Origin of the sequence: Brotomerdimonas butyrica (genome assembly GCF_025567305.1) — a bacterium.
GTDB lineage: Bacteria > Bacillota > Clostridia > Peptostreptococcales > Anaerovoracaceae > Lentihominibacter > Lentihominibacter butyricus.
Genome location: NZ_JAOQJP010000015.1, coordinates 1 through 16,981 on the forward strand (window position 1 = coordinate 1; position 16,981 = coordinate 16,981).

General features: G+C 39.6%; 16 protein-coding genes and 1 pseudogene. 11 read left to right on the forward strand and 6 right to left on the reverse strand.

Annotated features, from left to right (window positions below; genetic code table 11):
* The 7 genes and pseudogenes from OCV59_RS10440 to ltrA all read left to right on the forward strand — a co-directional run.
* A partial coding sequence (locus tag OCV59_RS10440; RefSeq protein ID WP_147594423.1) for a class I SAM-dependent RNA methyltransferase occupies window positions 1-1,150 on the forward strand: 1,150 nt, incomplete at its 5' end.
* 31 nt (window positions 1,151-1,181) lie between these two features.
* Complete coding sequence (locus tag OCV59_RS10445; RefSeq protein WP_119637245.1) at window positions 1,182-1,553, forward strand: TnpV protein; 372 nt, start codon at window positions 1,182-1,184, stop codon at window positions 1,551-1,553.
* 132 nt (window positions 1,554-1,685) lie between these two features.
* Window positions 1,686-2,369 (forward strand): response regulator transcription factor, encoded by a 684-nt coding sequence (locus OCV59_RS10450; RefSeq protein WP_005362343.1) that lies wholly within the window; start codon window positions 1,686-1,688, stop codon window positions 2,367-2,369.
* Entirely contained in the window at window positions 2,366-3,274 is a 909-nt protein-coding gene (locus tag OCV59_RS10455; protein WP_005362341.1) for a sensor histidine kinase, read from the forward strand. Before OCV59_RS10450 ends, OCV59_RS10455 begins: the two co-directional genes overlap by 4 nt.
* Before the next feature lie 98 nt (window positions 3,275-3,372).
* Complete coding sequence (locus OCV59_RS10460) at window positions 3,373-4,053, forward strand: ABC transporter ATP-binding protein (RefSeq protein WP_005362338.1); 681 nt, start codon at window positions 3,373-3,375, stop codon at window positions 4,051-4,053.
* A 13-nt stretch (window positions 4,054-4,066) separates the two neighbouring features.
* Entirely contained in the window at window positions 4,067-6,616 is a 2,550-nt protein-coding gene (locus tag OCV59_RS10465) for an ABC transporter permease (protein WP_147594424.1), read from the forward strand.
* A gap of 453 nt (window positions 6,617-7,069) precedes the next feature.
* Window positions 7,070-8,482 (forward strand): annotated as a pseudogene (ltrA, locus tag OCV59_RS10470) (group II intron reverse transcriptase/maturase).
* A gap of 87 nt (window positions 8,483-8,569) precedes the next feature.
* Here ltrA and mobQ read toward each other — a convergent pair.
* From mobQ to OCV59_RS10500, 6 genes are all read right to left on the reverse strand, one after another.
* Window positions 8,570-10,279 (reverse strand): MobQ family relaxase, encoded by a 1,710-nt coding sequence (mobQ, locus tag OCV59_RS10475; protein ID WP_147594425.1) that lies wholly within the window; start codon window positions 10,277-10,279, stop codon window positions 8,570-8,572.
* A 137-nt stretch (window positions 10,280-10,416) separates the two neighbouring features.
* A complete protein-coding gene (locus OCV59_RS10480; RefSeq protein ID WP_005362330.1) occupies window positions 10,417-10,638 on the reverse strand; it encodes a DUF3847 domain-containing protein in 222 nt (73 codons plus the stop codon).
* 196 nt (window positions 10,639-10,834) lie between these two features.
* Window positions 10,835-11,665: an ATP-binding protein gene (locus tag OCV59_RS10485; RefSeq protein ID WP_147594426.1), complete on the reverse strand. Its 831-nt coding sequence runs from the start codon at window positions 11,663-11,665 to the stop codon at window positions 10,835-10,837.
* Entirely contained in the window at window positions 11,662-12,378 is a 717-nt protein-coding gene (locus OCV59_RS10490) for a replication initiator protein A (RefSeq protein WP_147594427.1), read from the reverse strand. The genes OCV59_RS10485 and OCV59_RS10490 overlap by 4 nt, the downstream gene beginning before the upstream one ends.
* A 24-nt stretch (window positions 12,379-12,402) precedes the next feature.
* Window positions 12,403-12,786, reverse strand: coding sequence for an adenylate cyclase (locus OCV59_RS10495; RefSeq protein ID WP_117549567.1), 384 nt, complete (start codon window positions 12,784-12,786; stop codon window positions 12,403-12,405).
* A 3-nt stretch (window positions 12,787-12,789) separates the two neighbouring features.
* A complete protein-coding gene (locus tag OCV59_RS10500; protein WP_449495054.1) occupies window positions 12,790-13,785 on the reverse strand; it encodes a ParM/StbA family protein in 996 nt (331 codons plus the stop codon).
* Between the two features lie 163 nt (window positions 13,786-13,948).
* Here OCV59_RS10500 and OCV59_RS10505 point away from each other — a divergent pair, with 163 nt between their 5' ends.
* The 4 genes from OCV59_RS10505 to OCV59_RS10520 all read left to right on the forward strand — a co-directional run bounded on the left by OCV59_RS10505 (window position 13,949) and on the right by OCV59_RS10520 (window position 16,925).
* Window positions 13,949-14,674 (forward strand): M15 family metallopeptidase, encoded by a 726-nt coding sequence (locus OCV59_RS10505; protein WP_226911820.1) that lies wholly within the window; start codon window positions 13,949-13,951, stop codon window positions 14,672-14,674.
* Window positions 14,675-14,751: 77 nt separating this feature from the next.
* Window positions 14,752-15,291 (forward strand): RNA polymerase sigma factor, encoded by a 540-nt coding sequence (locus tag OCV59_RS10510; RefSeq protein WP_005348545.1) that lies wholly within the window; start codon window positions 14,752-14,754, stop codon window positions 15,289-15,291.
* Window positions 15,278-16,057 (forward strand): hypothetical protein, encoded by a 780-nt coding sequence (locus tag OCV59_RS10515; protein WP_147594428.1) that lies wholly within the window; start codon window positions 15,278-15,280, stop codon window positions 16,055-16,057. Before OCV59_RS10510 ends, OCV59_RS10515 begins: the two co-directional genes overlap by 14 nt.
* Window positions 16,041-16,925 carry an ABC transporter ATP-binding protein gene (locus OCV59_RS10520; RefSeq protein WP_147594429.1) on the forward strand — a complete coding sequence of 295 codons (885 nt, stop codon included), beginning with the start codon at window positions 16,041-16,043 and terminating at the stop codon, window positions 16,923-16,925. The genes OCV59_RS10515 and OCV59_RS10520 overlap by 17 nt, the downstream gene beginning before the upstream one ends.
* The last annotated feature ends 56 nt before the right edge of the window (window positions 16,926-16,981 follow it).

Below are 16,981 nucleotides of genomic sequence, written 5' to 3' on the forward strand. Positions count from 1 at the left end.
GCGGGGCAGCAGGTCCGGTGGCGGGTCGAAGGCGGCGCGGAGGCCGAAGGCCGGAGCGGGGCCTGACATAATGGGTGACAAGAACGTGGTCGTCGCCGGAAAGCCGGTGATCGTCGATCGCATCGGTGACCTGGAGTTTGAAATATCCCCGATGAGCTTTTATCAGGTGAATCCGGTGCAGATGAAGCGGCTTTATGACAAGGTAAGAGAATACTGCGGGTTCGATACGGATGCCGGGCAGGCAGGAAATGCAGCAGCTGCAGAAGCGCAGGCGGACGGGATCATGGATGGTGCCGGGCAGCAGGATAATGAGGATAAACCGGTAGTGCTCGACCTTTACTGCGGGATAGGGACCATAGGTCTTTACTGTGCGGATGCAGCAAAAGCAGTAGTCGGGATCGAATCGGTGAAAGAAGCAGTGATCGATGCGAACAGGAACGCAGTCATAAATAATATCGTCAATGCACGATATATCTGCGGAAAAGCAGAAGAGATCCTGCCGCAGTACATGAAGGCAGCTCAAAGTATCGAAAGCTCAGAGAATGTGGACAGTGCAGAGCGAACAGAAAATACAGTGAATGCAGATGGCGCAGATAATCCAGGCAGGATCGATCCTGAGCTTGCCGTGCTGATACACTCGGCAGAAATCGCGATACTCGATCCTCCGAGAGCCGGATGCAGACCTGAACTTCTCGAAGCAGTGGCAAACTCCGGAGTGGATCGTATAGTCTATATCTCATGCGATGCCGCAACCCTTGCCAGAGACATAAAACTGCTCGGCGACTTAGGTTACAGATTCATCGAAGCAACACCGGTAGACATGTTTCCTTGGACGGGACACGTTGAGACGGTTGTTCTTTTGTCCCAACAAAAGCCGGATGACACGATAGAGATCGACTTAGACTTGGACGAGCTGGATGCTACAAGTGCCGAGTTGAAAGCAACCTATCAGGAAATCAAAGATTATGTGCTGAAAGAATTTGGCTTGAAGGTTTCAAATTTATATATTTCTCAAATCAAAAGGAAATGTGGAATCGAAGTAGGAGAGAACTATAATCTGCCAAAGACAGAAAATCCAAAAGTGCCACAGTGTCCGAAAGAGAAAGAAGAAGCAATTAAGGCTGCCCTGAAATATTTTGCGATGATCTAAGGACATTGCTGATTTCAAGGAGGAATAACACATGAAAAGCACATTTGAAAAAATGGGTGGAACCTACACACTTGGCGCAGACGGAATTTACTATCCGAATCTTGTCAGTACAGATGAAGAACCGCATTATGGGAAATATGGAATGATGCGAAAAACGTATCTGAAAGAGCATCGTCCGGCAATGTATTCACTGTATATGTTGGAAGACAGACTGACAGAACATCTGAATACTGTGGACGATGAAGCACAGGAGAGAATGGATATTCTGGTGCGTCAGATGATGGAGAGGCAGGGCATTACGGAAGAATTGAAAGCTTGTGACCAGATGGAATGGGTCAGAGCGGTAAATGGTATTCGTAATATGGTAGAAGAGATTGTGTTAAAAGAATTGGTCTATATTTAAAGTGTGGAAAGCTCCTTCGGGAGCTTTTTGCTGTTTATAAAATAAATTCTGTCGGAGATTTTGATTTAATGATTTGATTTATAAAACTGGCAATGATACAATTAGCGTAATTTGTAAGAAAGCAGAGAAAATATGAGTGAAAAGTTACTGATTGTTGAAGATGACAAAAAATTAAATGATGGAATCCGTCTGGCTTTAAAGAATGATGCTTATTTCTTTTATCAGTGCAGAACTTTGCAGGAAGCGAGAGCGATTCTAAACAGGGAAGACATTACATTAGTTTTATTAGATGTGAACTTGCCGGATGGGAATGGGATTGATTTTGTAAGAGAAATAAGGAAAAACAGTCAGGTGCCGATTATTCTGCTTACAGTAAATAACATGGAAGTGGATATTGTGACAGGATTGGAAGCAGGGGCAAATGATTATATTACGAAACCGTTTAGTTTGATGGTTTTGCGTGCAAGAGTGTCTGTGCAGCTTAGAAATAAAGAGGCAGCAGCTAAGAATTCTATGGAGCTTGATGGATTTGAGTTCTATTTCGATAAAATGGAATTTTTCAAAGATGGAGAACCTATTGAACTTAGTAAGACAGAACAAAAGCTCCTTAGAGTGCTGTGTGAAAACAGAGGAAAAGTATTGAAACGGGAATATCTGATTGACGAGGTATGGCAGGGAGATACAGAGTTTGTGGATGCCCATGCCTTGACTGTTGCAATCAAACGCCTCAGAGACAAATTAGAAGATGATACGCAGAAGCCTGAATATATCAAGACGGTTTATGGAATTGGTTATACATGGGCGGTGAATGGATGATAGAAACAATTATGTTGATTGTAGTTATATTTGTCCTGAGCGGAGTTTTTTGGTACAGCTTTTTTTATCAGAAAGAAAAAAAGCTTTTGAACCGGCTGCAGCAAATGCTGGACTGTGCAATAGATGGAGAACTGGAACGGACAGAAATATCAGAAGAAAAGTATTCTGCTCTTGAAAACAGCATGAAACAATATATAGACAGTAGCTTTCTGGCAGGAAAAAATCAACAGGAACAGAAAGAAGTGATACAAAAACTTATTTCAGATATTGCGCATCAGACACTGACTCCTATTTCAAATCTGAAAATCTATGGAGAAATACTCTCTGAAGTGAGTAATGAAAATCAGGAGGAAATAGCTACCATTTTGGAGCAAACAGAGAAATTAGATTTTTTGATACAATCATTGGTCAAATTATCACGGATGGAGAGTGGAATTATCGCAGTACATTCGGAGGATACTACTATTAAGCAGATGCTTGAATCTATACAGCAACAGTTTAACGTAAAAGTAAGGGAGAAGAATATTACTCTGAGCCTATGTGACACGGATTTGCATATTCGATGTGATTCAAAATGGACTGTGGAGGCACTCGGAAATATTGTAGACAATGCGATTAAATACACAGCATGTGGGGGAAATGTTCAGATAAAAGTCGAGCAGTATTCTTTTTTTGTAAAGATTGATATCATTGATGATGGCATTGGAATAGAAAAAGAAGAAATACCAAAGATATTTGGAAGGTTTTATCGGAGTCTGTCAGTGGCAGACCAGCCAGGAGTAGGAATTGGCTTATTCCTTGCAAGAGAGATCATTCAGGCACAAAAGGGGTATATAAAAGTGACATCAAAGAGAGGAAAGGGTTCTACATTTTCTGTGTTTCTTCCGATAGCAAAGAAGGAATAGTATCAAAACTGTGATATTTCAGAAACCAGATGGAGACATTGTTATGATAAAGTCTGTATTGTAAAGATCAATACAGGCTTTTTTGACGGGAGGATGGCATGAATATATTAAAAGCAGTAAATTTACGAAAAATATATGGGCAGGGAGAAACAGAAGTCAGGGCTCTTGATGGTATAAACCTGGAAGTAGAAAAAGGGGAGTTTGTAGCGATTGTTGGAACCTCTGGAAGTGGAAAGTCTACATTGCTTCATATCATTGGTGGTTTGGATAATCCAACATCCGGTCAGGTCATTGTTGACGGACAGAATTTAAGCCATATGACAGATGAAGAGCTTACTATTTTTAGGCGTAGAAATATTGGATTTGTATTTCAACAGTATAATCTGGTTCCGATGCTGAATGTATGGGAAAATATTGTTCTTCCTGTAAAACTGGATGGAAAAAAGATTGAAAAAGGCTATGTAAATGAAATCATAGATACACTGGGCATTCGGACAAAACTGGAAAATCTTCCAAGTGCACTGTCAGGGGGTCAGCAGCAAAGGGTGGCAATCGCAAGAGCATTAGCGGCAAAACCTGCTATTTTGCTGGCAGATGAACCGACAGGCAATCTGGACTCAAAAACGAGTCAGGATGTATTGGGACTTTTAAAAGTCACCAGTAAGCGTTTTCATCAAACGATTGTAATGATTACTCACAATGAGGAGATTGCCCAGATGGCTGACAGGATTTTACAGATTGAAGACGGAAAAATTGTTTCAGACAGTGGTTTGGTATAGTGAGGGCGTTTATATGGTAAAAGTAGAGAATAAAGAAACGTTACGATTATTGACGAAACGTTTTATGAAAATGAACCGAGCAAGAAATATTATTGCTGTTATTGCAATCATGTTGACATCACTGTTATTTACAAGCCTCTTTGTGGGGAGCGTATCCATGATACTTTCCAAAAGAGCAACGGAAATTAAGCAATTTATGGATTCATCCCATGCTATTGCGCAGAATTTGTCAGAAGAAGATGCGGAGAGATTGCAAAAAACAATAGAACAAAGTGATGAGGTGGAACGATATGGAACAGGCATTTTTCTGGGAGCAGGAAGAGATAAACATTTTGGCTTTTCAGTAGAAGTTAGATATGCAGATAAAAATATGGCAGAAAGCTTTAATTGTCTGCCAACTACAGGAAGACTGCCAGAGAAGGAAAATGAAGTAGCAGTCAGCAGCTTGGTACTGGAAGCATTGGGAGTTACACCAAAGATTGGGGAAGAAGTCACGCTGACGTGGGAAGTAAATCCAATGCTGAAACAATACAAAACAGATACATTCCAGATATGTGGATTTTGGCAGGGTGATAAGGCTGTTTTAGGTCAGATGGTCTGGGTATCTGAAGCCTATGCGAAGGAGAATTGTTATCCTGTTACACAGAAAGAATTAGAAAATGGTATCTATAATGGGGGAAAGGAGTATTCTGTCTGGTACAAGAATCTTTGGAATCTGGAAAAGAAAACAGAAAATATATCTAAGACAGCAGGATTTACGAAAGCAGGGACAGGATTGGAGATCAATCCGGCATATAATCTTTTTGAAGAAGATTCATTTTCATTCACTTCCCTTATTGTAATGGTACTGTTTGTGATATTGGCTGGTTACTTAATTATTTATAATATTTTTAATATATCCGTGAAAACGGATATTAGAGCCTATGGATTATTGAAGAACGTGGGAACAACAGGAAAACAATTGAAAAAAATTGTACGTATGCAGGCATGGAAATTGTCAGCAGTGGGGATTCCAATCGGATTGATTTTCGGTTATCTTGCAGGTTTTTGTATGTCGCCGTCTCTGACAGCAGATGCCCAAATCAGTGCACAGGCAGGAAAGACTGCACAGACAGTAGTATCAGCTAATCCTTTGATTTTTTTTGCAGCAGCACTTCTGACACTTTTAACGGTGTATTTATCCAGTCTACAGGCTTGTAAAATGGTGGAAAGAGTTTCGCCTGTGGAAGCCCTACATTTGGCAGAAGGAGAGCAGTCACAGAAGAAAATAAAAAAGAATACTTCTGTAACCTGGTGGGGAATGGCAGTTCAAAATGTGTTCCATAACTGGAAAAAGGGATTGATTGTTATGTTTTCTATCGCTCTTTCTATGGTAGTGGTCAACTGTATTGTGATGTTGGTGCAGGGATATGATTTTGAGTCTTACCGGAATATATTTTTAGCATCTGATTTTCAACTGGATCAGATGACCGACACTTTATCGAATACAAATTTCAATGGTATTACACCTGAAATCAAAGAGATTCTGAATAAGTGTCCGGAAAGTGAGAAAACAGGATATGTGTATTATTCGGAAGAAAGACATAAGATGGAACCGGCACTTTTGAAAACGTGGGAGACATTGGCAGAAAAAAACAAAGAAAACTGGACAGATTATGAAAAGCAAATCTGGGAGGAAACAAAAGCGGATAATACTGTAAAGGTTCATTTCCTCGGAATTAGTGAAGCGGTGTTTGATATGTTAGAATGGAAAGGGGAAAAATGTTCCTGGGATACGTTTAAAAGTGGGGATTATGTGATTGTGGACTATAGTGATAAATATACAGAACAACCAGTTTCTTATTATCAGTCTGGCGAAACTTTTAAAATGGAGTACGGAAACGGAAAACAGAAAGATTATGGGGTGATCGGAGAAGCTATGATGCCATATTCCCTGGATTATCCGTATGCAGATTCTGTTTATGTTACAGTAATGGTCCCAGAAGAAGAGTATATCACCCAGACAGAAAATCAATCAGCAATGTATGCTACTATTGATGCCAAGAAGGGCGAGGATAAGCAAGTAAAAGAATACATTGATAAAAATGTTTTGAAAGAAAATGATATGATAAATGTTTTTTCTGTATTGGATATGAAGGCGAGCTTTAGGCGGTTTGTCAGTAAATATTATATGATCGGTAGTTTTCTTGTCGTTATTTTAGCCTTTATTGGCATTATGAATTTCTTTAATACAACAGCAACTTCTGTAATTAGCAGAAAAAAAGAACTGGCACTTTTGGAAGTTGTTGGAATGACGAAAAAACAGATATCGAAAATGCTAGTGGCTGAGGGATTCCTATATTTGGGAGGCGCATTTATGATTGCAGTATTGTTAGTTGCGGTTGGAGCAAAGCAGATTTTAATAAATACGCTCGGTACGGCATTTTTCTTCCGGCTACATCTTACGATAGTGCCATGTGTGCTTATGATTCCAATTTTGGTTGGGATTGCGTATGTGATACCAAAGTATCAGTTTGAAAAGATGAGTCGGGAAAGTGTTGTTGAAAGAATTCGCAAGGAATAGAAACAAGGTATCAATTAGGCGTATGGATTTGCTGATCCATGCGCCTCTTTTTAGTGCGCCTTGCGGCGCACGTCGCTAATGGATGAAAGTTCCTAATCCACCCTAGTAGTGGGAAGGATACAGCCGAACACCAAGGGTGTCCATCGTGAGGTGGAATCTGAAGGAAGGTGTAGGCAAATCTCTGGTCTGACGAACAGAAATCACATGAGGCTATGGTTAAGGATAAGGTTGCTAAACAAACTAAAGTCCAATAACTACTCGGAATTAACTATAGTATATGTGGCAGATGTATGGAGAGAAAGTGACGTGTGGTACCAAGGGAGGTCTCGTCAGCGGATGGAAACAGAGTATGAAATCCGTCAGTAACAACGAATGGCGAGAAGTCAGCAGAAGCCATAGTAAACCAGTGGTTGCAAACACTGGCGAAGGGCTGAACTTTAGGAGACACAAGCAATGAATGTAACTGAAAGTAGATTTAAGAACAGACAACTTCATATAGAGGACTATCTGCAAATGGTATCTGCGGAACAGAAAGAGTATGCAGAAGTGTTCGACTACTCAAAGATTACTGAAAAGAGCGGTGTCATCACAGACTATTGGACGAACAATCTTTTGGACATGATTTTGCGAAAAGACAATCTTAATAATGCCTATAAACAAGTCAAAAGAAACAAGGGGAATGGTGGAATCGATGGTATGCAGGTGGATGAACTTCTGCCCTTCCTTAGAGAAAACCAGGAATCCTTAATCCAAGAGATAAGGGAAGGAAAATATAAACCGAACCCGGTTCGAAGGGTAGAAATACCCAAGGAAACAAAGGGCGAGTTCCGAAAGTTAGGAGTTCCTACGGTTGTTGATAGAGTTATACAGCAGGCAATCGCACAGGAATTATCGCCAATCTATGAGGAGCAATTCTCAGAAAGCAGTTTTGGTTTCAGACCGAAAAGAGGAGCACATGATGCTCTTAGACGGTGCCAGAAGAATGTAAACGACGGTTATGTATATGTGGTAGATATGGACTTGGAAAAATTCTTCGACACAGTAAGCCAGAGTAAGCTAATCGAGGTTTTGGCACGAACCATCAAAGATGGCAGAGTTATATCCCTGATACACAAATATCTTAACGCAGGAGTAATCGCAAATGGAATGTTTGAAAGTACAGAGGTAGGTATGCCACAAGGAGGTCCGCTTAGTCCGTTGCTTAGCAATGTAATGTTAAATGAGTTGGACAAGGAACTTGAGCGCAGAGGACATAGATTTGTCCGATATGCAGACGATTGTATGATTTTCTGCAAGAGCAGAAAAAGTGCGGAAAGAACCTTAAAGAACATCATCCCATTTATAGAAGGAAAACTATTCCTGAAAGTAAATCGGAAGAAAACAGAGGTGGCTCACATCAGCAAAGTCAAATACCTTGGATATACCTTTTATAGATACAAAGGTAAATGCAGATTTAGAGTACACCCAAAGTCGGTAGTCAAGATGAAAAATAAAATCAGAGAACTTACTGACAGAAACAAGGGCATTAGCAACGAGATACGAGAAAAGAAGTATCAAGAGTATGTGTGAGGATGGGTGGAATATTTCAGACTTGCAGATATGAAAGGACTTCTCAAAACAACAGATGAATGGGCAAGGCGCAGAATCCGAGCGGTCTATTGGAAACAATGGAAGAAAATCAAAACAAAATACCGAATGTTAAAAGCCTTGGGCTTGGAACATTGGAAAGCAAAGGAACTTGCGTGCAGTAGGAAAGGTTATTGGAGAATGGCACAGGTGCTAAATGCAGTAATCACAAATAAAATAATAGTCAGGCTGGGATATACATCCATGCTTGACTATTATCTGGTAGTCTATGAAAACTAAGGAACCGCCTTGGTACGGAACCGTATGCCAGGTGGTGTGGGAGGACGGTAAATAAAATAATTATTTACCTCCTACCCGATAAGGAAATTATAATTCCATATCATATGACCTTTTCTTAGATCGAACAGGCTGATTTCGTCGCATCTCTTGTTTCCTCTGATATTCAAGTTCCCATGCACGATGGGAGAAAACATCAGGATCTTCCACATTGAGATAATCCACCTCATTGGCTGCAATATCACGACGGTGATAGTCGTAATATTTACCGAAAGTACCTTTGAGTTGTTCAATCAGCTTATCCCGGAAATCAGGACGTATCTGGATTCTGGTATCCAGTAATTTGGTATATTGTTCTGGCTCAGGACGAAATTTTTCTTCCCGGAAAGCAGTGGCGTCTTTTTCAAGCTGTTTTTTGAGCGAGGTGTCCTGAGAATCCAGGACATCCAGATTTTTATTCATCTGGTCGTATTTCTTGGATAGATTCATCATATCTTTATCGGTAGTGCATTGTGCCTGGAAGATTAGCTGCTCTTTCCGTGATTTCAGTTCTTCAATTTCTTCGGTAACAGTGGTAAGCTGTTGATTCAATTTTATATGCTGGATGGGATTCAAAATACTGGTTTTATCCTTTTGCACATTCAGTTCTTTCCGTTCCGAAACTTTCGCTTTGAGTTTCTTCTTAACAGCATTATATTTATTCAGTATTGGATTAAAATGATTCATCCAGTCATGGATCACTTCTTTTTGCATCTCATTGTGGAGCAAATGATATTGTGTAAAAATCATGTGACTTCGGATTGCTTCCAATGTTTCTGCAATTATCGGAACAGACTTTTCTACAGCTTCAGCCAGTTTTGCTACATTTGCTTTTAATTCTCGGAGCATTTTGTTATCCGCACGAATCTGTCGGTTGATTTCACAGCGGTCTGATATTATGCCTTTCTTTTCCATATTCTGGGCAATGTAGCCTTCATGGATGGTTGGCTGTTCGGTGATTCCCTGATCTGCAAAGCTGCGGTGATCAATGGTAGCATTTATCTGATTACGTGCAAGCATTTTATTTACGGCATCTGCCCAGTTTGCCCGCCAGATGCAAAGTTGTTCATCACTGTTCCATTGTTCGGAAATAGGATTCTGTCTGCCATATCGGCTGCTCTTGGGGTGTTTATCAATCCGTTCATATCCTTTTTCCTGTGCAACAGAGGAAGTCAGATATTCTTTCTTTTTCCCAACTTTATAGCGATATTGCTTTTCCCATCCCTGTTTCTGAGCAGTTTTAAATTCAGAAGCAGTAAATCCTTTTTCTTCCCCATTTTTGATACAGAGATATTCTTTTTCTGTTTTATACTGCCATGTTCCATTTTCATTTAGTGGTCGGACAGTAAGAAGAATGTGTGCATGGGGATTGTGCCCATCTGTATCGTGAATGGCAAAATCAGCACACATCCCCATATCTACAAAATTCTTTTTAATAAAATCCTGAAGAAGAGAAATATTGCTGTCTTTATCCAACTCAACAGGGAGTGCGACAACAAATTCTCTTGCAAGTCGGCTGTCTTTGGTCTTTTCGTTTTCTTCCACAGCATTCCAGAGTTGTTCCCGGTCATTCCATTCCAATGGAGCCATTGGAGGAAGCATCACCTCCTGATAGATCAGCCCCTGCTTTCTGGTATAGTCATGCTGGATGCCGTCATAATCATTGTACATGCGGCTACAGCTCATATAAGCAGAAGCAGCAACAGCAGACCGACCGGAACCACGGCTGACGACTTTGGCTTGCATATGATAAATTGCCATATCTGGCACCTCCTTTCGATGTTGCCTGCAACAGCGGATAAAGCCCTCGGCAGAGCGCACGAGCCCCGAAGGGGATACCACTGCCTGATTTATCAGGTGGTGAGTAAGTGCGCCCTTCGGGAGTAGAACTTGTGCGTTTACATTCCCCGTAGCCGGATCATCAGCTCCCGTTTCAGGGAATCTAAATCCATTTCTTTAATATGGGGAACAATACTTTCCAGAATGGCTCCTTCCTGGACTAATCGGTGTGTTCTGGCATCACGTTCTTTTTTGCGATTTCTTGCTTCGGCTTCTTCCTGGCGGTGTCTTGCCTGTAAAAGTGCTTTTTCTTCCGGTGTCATGATTCTTTTATCTGCCATATCTGGCACCTCCTTTTTATGCCCGTATCCGGGCAGTTTTGGTTTTAAAATCTTTTGGTTTGGTACTATGGTTTTAGATAACTGACAGTGGCATATTTCTGGTAATAAATGAGGAAAGAAAGTAGTACCACTGTCAGTGAAAAGTAATCATTGTGTTATACTTCTTCGAGTCAATTCTGGTTCGGAGCATGATTGTTCAACAGGATTTTTTTGCCTGTTTTAAATTAGCTGTTGCATTGTCCTGACGAATATTCCGGTTATTGATACGGACAGGAATACATCTCTCCAGAATACGGTCATAAATTCGTTTGTGTGCGATATCAGCGGCGTTATTCAGCTCGGATAAAGTGAGATTGGTCGTTATGATCAGAGGCTTTTTACTGCGGTAACGACTGTCGATCACATTGAATACCTGTTCCAGTGCAAAGTCAGAGTTCCGCTCAATTCCGAGATCATCAATAATCAGAAGACTGTAGCGGTTTAAGCTGTTGATGAACTGGTTTCTGTCTTCAAAATGCATTCCGGTAAGGGTATTCAGAATCCGGGAAAAGTTGGTCATCAGTACAGGAACGCCTTTTTCCAGAAGGGCATTGGCAATGCAGCCTGCAAAAAAAGATTTTCCAGTACCGACATCACCCCAGATGAGAAGTCCGGAAGCGTTTGCTTTCATCTCTTCCCAGTTGCTTACATAATTGTGTGCCAGTTTTATTTCCGGATTGATGCCGTTATCCCTGGCAAAAGTGTAGTCATAGAGTGCTTTGTCCTGTAAGCCGCTGGTTTTAAGATGCTCTATTTCCATTTGTTTTTCATGAAGTTTTCTCTGGGCCTCTTCCTGCTCAAAGATTTCCTGCTGGCATTTACAGCGGATGGAAGGAATAAGAACCTTTCCCTGTAATTCATGCCGGCATTGTCTTGGCGTATTGCATTTGGAACAGTAGATCAGGTGGTCTGTTTCGTTAAAATATTCATCAGGCTGAAGTTCTCTGTTTGGTGTTATAGCATTTTCTTTTTCTGTAAATCTTGTCATAGTGTTTCGTATTCCTCACTTTCGTAATTCCTTTGCCGGGAAGCAGGATGATCCTGTCTTGCCCAACTGATGATGGTAGCTGCATGGTTCTGATATTGCTTTCCGGTAGAAGCCATATAACCGGATAAGCGTTCAATATAATCCTGCCAGTCAGGGATTGTCTGCCGGATATCTTCAAGCTCTTTTTCTGACAGAAAAACATTTTGAAATTTTCCATAGGGTGAGAGTGGATCCTTACTCCCTCTTTTTTCTAAATTGTTCTTTTTTATCTCTTTCTTATTACCAGACAGTTTTCTGTCTGTATCAGGGAAAGAATCCTGTCTGTCAATAGGACAGTTTTCTGTCTGTCTTAGGGAAAGAAATCTGTCTGTATAGTGGATGGTTTCTTTTGGGAGTTTTACATAAATCCGATTAGGCTGTCCGGGTCTCTGCCGTTTTCGGAAGATAAGCTCCTGTTTTTCCAGTACTGCCAGAGCAGTTTTAACAGTCATCTGGCTTTTGTGGAGAACTTCTGCCAGTGCTTCAATCGTAAAGTAAATGAACACATGACCATCTGTATCTGACCAGCCCTCATTTTTCTGGGAAAGCCTTGCCCGGTCGAGCAGGATAATATAAAGCATTTTGGCAGTTTCGTTTATTTCCATGTCCAGAAGGAAACGGGGAAACATCATATAAGATGGCAGGTTGGTGTCTGCTGTCAGAAAGTCAGTCATGTGTTCACCTCCAATCAAAAGGGTTTATTCTCCAAGAAAATCCCAGTCTACATCACTATCTGGCTGTGAATTTTCAGGTGCTGGAAAGGACGCCCTGATTTGGGGCTCCCTTTGCACCATGCCTGCAGTCAGTCCAGAAAGAAAAAGTGGCAATGCCTGTTTCAGACTGTTTTCCACTGCATCTACAATCTGTTTCACAAAAAGTTCTTCCCGTTCTCTTGTTTCCAGATAAGGATCAGCCTGTGTGCGATAGTAGCGGTCAAAATAATCTACCAGTGCAAGAGAGATTACCTGACTGTAAGATTTAAAATCCTGCCTGTCCATCGTCTGTAAATATTCCCAGGCTCTCCGCTGCTGTTCTTTGTCCAGATTAAAGCGCAGGTTTGTGTTGCGGATATTGTTCTGCATAGTTTATCCCCTCCTTTTCAGGCTCATATAAGCCAGAGATTCGTAACCTTTGGCAGTGGCGCAGATGTCATCAATGATTGTGACTCGTGATTTGTCATACGTTCCGAAGTTACGGATCAGGCATCCACCGCCGCCAACCACATACAGGCGCATCAGGTCAGGATTGTATTCATATTTGCGGAGCGTGGAAAAAAGTTCTGCCACATACTGTCTGGCAATAGAACTGATACAATCCAGATATGGTGCTGAAATGTCAGCTGTTCCAAACCGCAGAATCTGTTCTACTGTGGATTCTTCAATTTTCACTCCGAATTTGTCCAGAACAGCGTTCTTTGCGGCAATCATGCACTGGTTTACACCAAGTTTTTCTGTCCAGCATCGGCTCTCCTGCGCTTTCTTATTGTTGACATACAGAATGTTCATGGTTCCGTTTCCGATATCTGCAAGGAGATTGGTTCCCTTGAAATTTCCTAGTTGGTTTACGATAGCCGGATACCCCTGTGGGTAAAGGCTGCATCCCACAAAGCGGAGATGATACTCTTTGCCGTTAAAAAGGTAATGGACTTCTGGATTCTGGAGCAGATAGGAACGAAAAGCTTCTCTTTGATTTCTGATCCATGTGAGAGGAAGTCCGGCAGCCAGATGAACATCTGCTTCACGGATGGAAAAGACATTCAGTTCCCTTGCAATAGCCATTAGTGTCAGAAGATAATATTCTTCGTCCATAGCTTTATCCGGGATAAATTCTTTGTGTCCTTCGCCGATCCGGTAGTAAATGCCGTTGTATTCCAGAATATTCCCGGTGAAGATCGGTTCAGTTTCATAGGCTTTGATGCCGGTTGGGGTGACGGTGTTTGCTGTTTTCATATTGCCGTAGCCATGATCTACAGCAATGATTTTTGTGTTTCTGAGTTCTCGCATAAAAAATACCTCCGTTTTCGTATTGATTGATTCAGCAGGTCGTACCGGTGTGGTACTGCTCTGCTGTGGGATAAGCATACGAAAATCGGAGGAAAAAGGCATTGAGGGGAAATTGAGCTGGAATTGAGAAAAAATAAACTTTTTATTGATAAATAAGTTTAGATACTAACTCTTTTGTCATTTTGGTTGTTAATTATATTAAAAGTAGAAATATTTTGATAATGAAAGTGTGGGAGAGAAAATGAACAAAAGAAGATACAGCAATCGTAGAAGAAAGAATATTTTACGAGTATTCATTCTTTTAATGACTATCATAATAACCGTTGTAATGTGGAGAACAATAAAAATCGATGTGCAGGTTGGAGAATTAACATTACCGAAAATTTTGCAGTCAGAAAAGTCCTTTGCAGACACTTCGGGTGAATGGAATCTTATTTTGGTCGATCGAAATCATTATATTCCAAATAATTATCAAGTAGAATTGACAGAATTATCGAATGGTAAAAAAGTAGATTCACGGATTTATCCAGAATTACAACAAATGTTTAATGATGCAAGAGCTGAGGGGCTGGCACTGTTTGTTAGAGAAGGATATCGAACAACAGAAGAACAACAAAAAATTATGGACGAGAAAATCAATGAATATGAAAAACAAGGATATTCTGCGAAAGAAGCAAAAAAAAGAGCCGAGAAATATGTTGCAATTCCCGATACAAGCGAACACCAATTAGGACTGAGTGTTGATATTAATGCGGATACCGACAAATGTTCTTCTGAAAAAGTATATCAATGGTTAGACGAAAATGCATATAAATATGGGTTTGTAAAACGTTACCCGGAAGATAAAACGGATATAACAGGAATTAGTAATGAACCATGGCATTACCGTTATGTTGGAACGACTGTCGCTAAAATAATGAAAGAAGAAAATTTATGTTTGGAAGAATATTTAGAAAAATATAAATAAAAACAAAAGAAAATCCTAACTTTTTTTATAGTAGGATTGTTATATTATTTAGAAAACAGAGGGAGGCAAATTTGCGAATGGAATACAAAACTGATTCTTTGTTAGTACATCTAGCAAGAGCAGGAGATGAAGATGCGTGTGAAAAACTGGTCAAAAAATATTACTCAAGTATATATCAATATTGTTTGCTACATATCAATGATCCCTATGAGGCAGAGGATTTGACACAAGAAGTGTTTACACGTTTCTTTTCCAATTTATATAGATATAAAGAATATGGAAAAGTTAAGAATTATCTTTATACAATTGCCGGAAATACCGTTAAAAATTATTACAAAAAGAAAAAAGATATTCCATCAGAGGAACTGCTAAAATCAGAGGACTGTAGTAAAAATCATGTAGAAGAGCTAGGAGTCCGATTAACTATTGAACAGGCAGTGAGAAAGTTACCGGAAGAAATTAGAGAAACGGCAGTTTTATATTTTTTTCAGGAATTGAAGCAAAGAGAAATTGCAGAATTACTTCATATCAAACTTTCTCTTGTAAAATATCGAATCGGAAGAGCAAAAGAACTTTTAATGAAAGAGTTGGAGGTGAAAAAAGATGAAGAATTATAAGCAACAAATAAAGGAATATAAAGAGGAGATTGAAGAAAAGTATGTAAGGGCTGAAGCAGAGAACAAAACAGTAAAAGCATGTCAGAATATTTTGTCAGAGTCGGTTTTATCGAAACAATCGCATAGAACATCTTATTTTGAATTTTTGTATGAGCAGACAAAATTCATAAAAAAAAGATGGTGGATTTTACAAGGTTGTGTTCTTATGTGTCTATGGATATGGTTGAGTAATTATACGTCAGACATAAAAGATATGATGAGGATTATGGGAATATCTGCCACAATATTTGTGGTTCTGATTATCCCGGAAATTTGGAAAAACAGAAGAAATGGTGCGATTGAGATTGAGCAGGCGTCTTATTACACACTGCGTCAGATTTGTACAGCAAGAATGTTAATGTTTGGAGTAGTGGATCTGGTGATCGTTATGGTGTTTTTGGCAATTGCATATCAAACAACAATACTCTCGTTAAGTGATTTGGTGGTTAATTTTTTGCTTCCGGTAAATGTTTCATGTTGTATATGTTTTCGTGTATTGTACAGCAGATGGGAAAAATCAGAATATATAGCAGTGCTTTCCTGTCTGGTATGGGTTGGTTTATGGATGATGATTGTTGCAAATGATGTTATTTATCAGAAAATTGTAACTCCGGTATGGGTGGCTATGCTGATATTGACTTTTGTATATTTTGTTTTTTGTGTTCAGAAGTCATTAGTATTTGATGAAAAAATTTTGGAGGATTACACGTATGAAATTAGAATTTAAAAATGTAACAAAACAATACGGAGAAGTAAATGCTGTTAATAAAGTGAATTGTGTTATGGAAAAAGGAATTTATGGACTGCTTGGAGTAAATGGAGCAGGAAAGACCACATTAATGCGTATGCTTTGTACGATTGTTCAACCATCAGAAGGACAAATATTATGGAATGGTAAAGATATATGGAAACTAGGAGGTGAATACCGAGAAGTTCTGGGATATTTACCACAGGATTTTGGATATTATCCAGATTTGACCGTATATGATTATATGATGTACATTTCTTCTATAAAAGGGTTAAAAATGCCGTTTGCCAGAAAAAAAGTGAAGCAATTATTAAATCAAGTAGGAATGGAAAAATTTAGTAAAAGAAAAATGAAGAATTTGTCTGGAGGAATGGTTAGACGTGTAGGAATAGCACAGGCGATGTTAAACGATCCGCAAATTCTTGTCCTGGACGAACCTACCGCTGGATTAGACCCGAATGAAAGAATACGTTTTCGTAATTTAATTAGTGAATTGTCGGAAGAACGTTTGGTGCTTTTGTCTACACATATTGTATCGGATATTGAATACATTGCGAATAACATTATGTTAATGAAAGATGGAGAACTTTTTTATGCAGGTACTGCGGAAGATTTAGTATCTTCTATGAAAGAAAAGGTATGGCAATGTAATGTTTCGAGAAATATGATAGACAAATATATGAATGAATATTTGGTTGGAAATATAAAAACAACAAAAACCGGAGCAGAGCTTAGAATTATTTCAATAGAAAAGCCAACAGAAGATGCTGTGGCTGTAGAAAAAAATCTGGAAGATGCATTTCTATTTTATTTTGGAGAAAAATCGGAGGAAAAACGAGATGCTTAAATTAGAATTAAAACGAATTTTTTCAAAGAAAATTAGATATGAATTTTGATTATCTT

What these genes read in the sequence shown, in the direction of transcription:
- OCV59_RS10445 (WP_119637245.1), top strand. Translation starts at nt 1,182, where the DNA reads ATGAAAAGCACATTTGAAAAAATGGGTGGAACCTACACACTTGGCGCA.
- OCV59_RS10450 (WP_005362343.1), top strand. Translation starts at nt 1,686, where the DNA reads ATGAGTGAAAAGTTACTGATTGTTGAAGATGACAAAAAATTAAATGAT.
- OCV59_RS10455 (WP_005362341.1), top strand. Translation starts at nt 2,366, where the DNA reads ATGATAGAAACAATTATGTTGATTGTAGTTATATTTGTCCTGAGCGGA.
- OCV59_RS10460 (WP_005362338.1), top strand. Translation starts at nt 3,373, where the DNA reads ATGAATATATTAAAAGCAGTAAATTTACGAAAAATATATGGGCAGGGA.
- OCV59_RS10465 (WP_147594424.1), top strand. Translation starts at nt 4,067, where the DNA reads ATGGTAAAAGTAGAGAATAAAGAAACGTTACGATTATTGACGAAACGT.
- mobQ (WP_147594425.1), bottom strand. Translation starts at nt 10,279, where the DNA reads ATGGCAATTTATCATATGCAAGCCAAAGTCGTCAGCCGTGGTTCCGGT.
- OCV59_RS10480 (WP_005362330.1), bottom strand. Translation starts at nt 10,638, where the DNA reads ATGGCAGATAAAAGAATCATGACACCGGAAGAAAAAGCACTTTTACAG.
- OCV59_RS10485 (WP_147594426.1), bottom strand. Translation starts at nt 11,665, where the DNA reads ATGACAAGATTTACAGAAAAAGAAAATGCTATAACACCAAACAGAGAA.
- OCV59_RS10490 (WP_147594427.1), bottom strand. Translation starts at nt 12,378, where the DNA reads ATGACTGACTTTCTGACAGCAGACACCAACCTGCCATCTTATATGATG.
- OCV59_RS10495 (WP_117549567.1), bottom strand. Translation starts at nt 12,786, where the DNA reads ATGCAGAACAATATCCGCAACACAAACCTGCGCTTTAATCTGGACAAA.
- OCV59_RS10500 (WP_449495054.1), bottom strand. Translation starts at nt 13,785, where the DNA reads ATGCTTATCCCACAGCAGAGCAGTACCACACCGGTACGACCTGCTGAA.
- OCV59_RS10505 (WP_226911820.1), top strand. Translation starts at nt 13,949, where the DNA reads ATGAACAAAAGAAGATACAGCAATCGTAGAAGAAAGAATATTTTACGA.
- OCV59_RS10510 (WP_005348545.1), top strand. Translation starts at nt 14,752, where the DNA reads ATGGAATACAAAACTGATTCTTTGTTAGTACATCTAGCAAGAGCAGGA.
- OCV59_RS10515 (WP_147594428.1), top strand. Translation starts at nt 15,278, where the DNA reads ATGAAGAATTATAAGCAACAAATAAAGGAATATAAAGAGGAGATTGAA.
- OCV59_RS10520 (WP_147594429.1), top strand. Translation starts at nt 16,041, where the DNA reads ATGAAATTAGAATTTAAAAATGTAACAAAACAATACGGAGAAGTAAAT.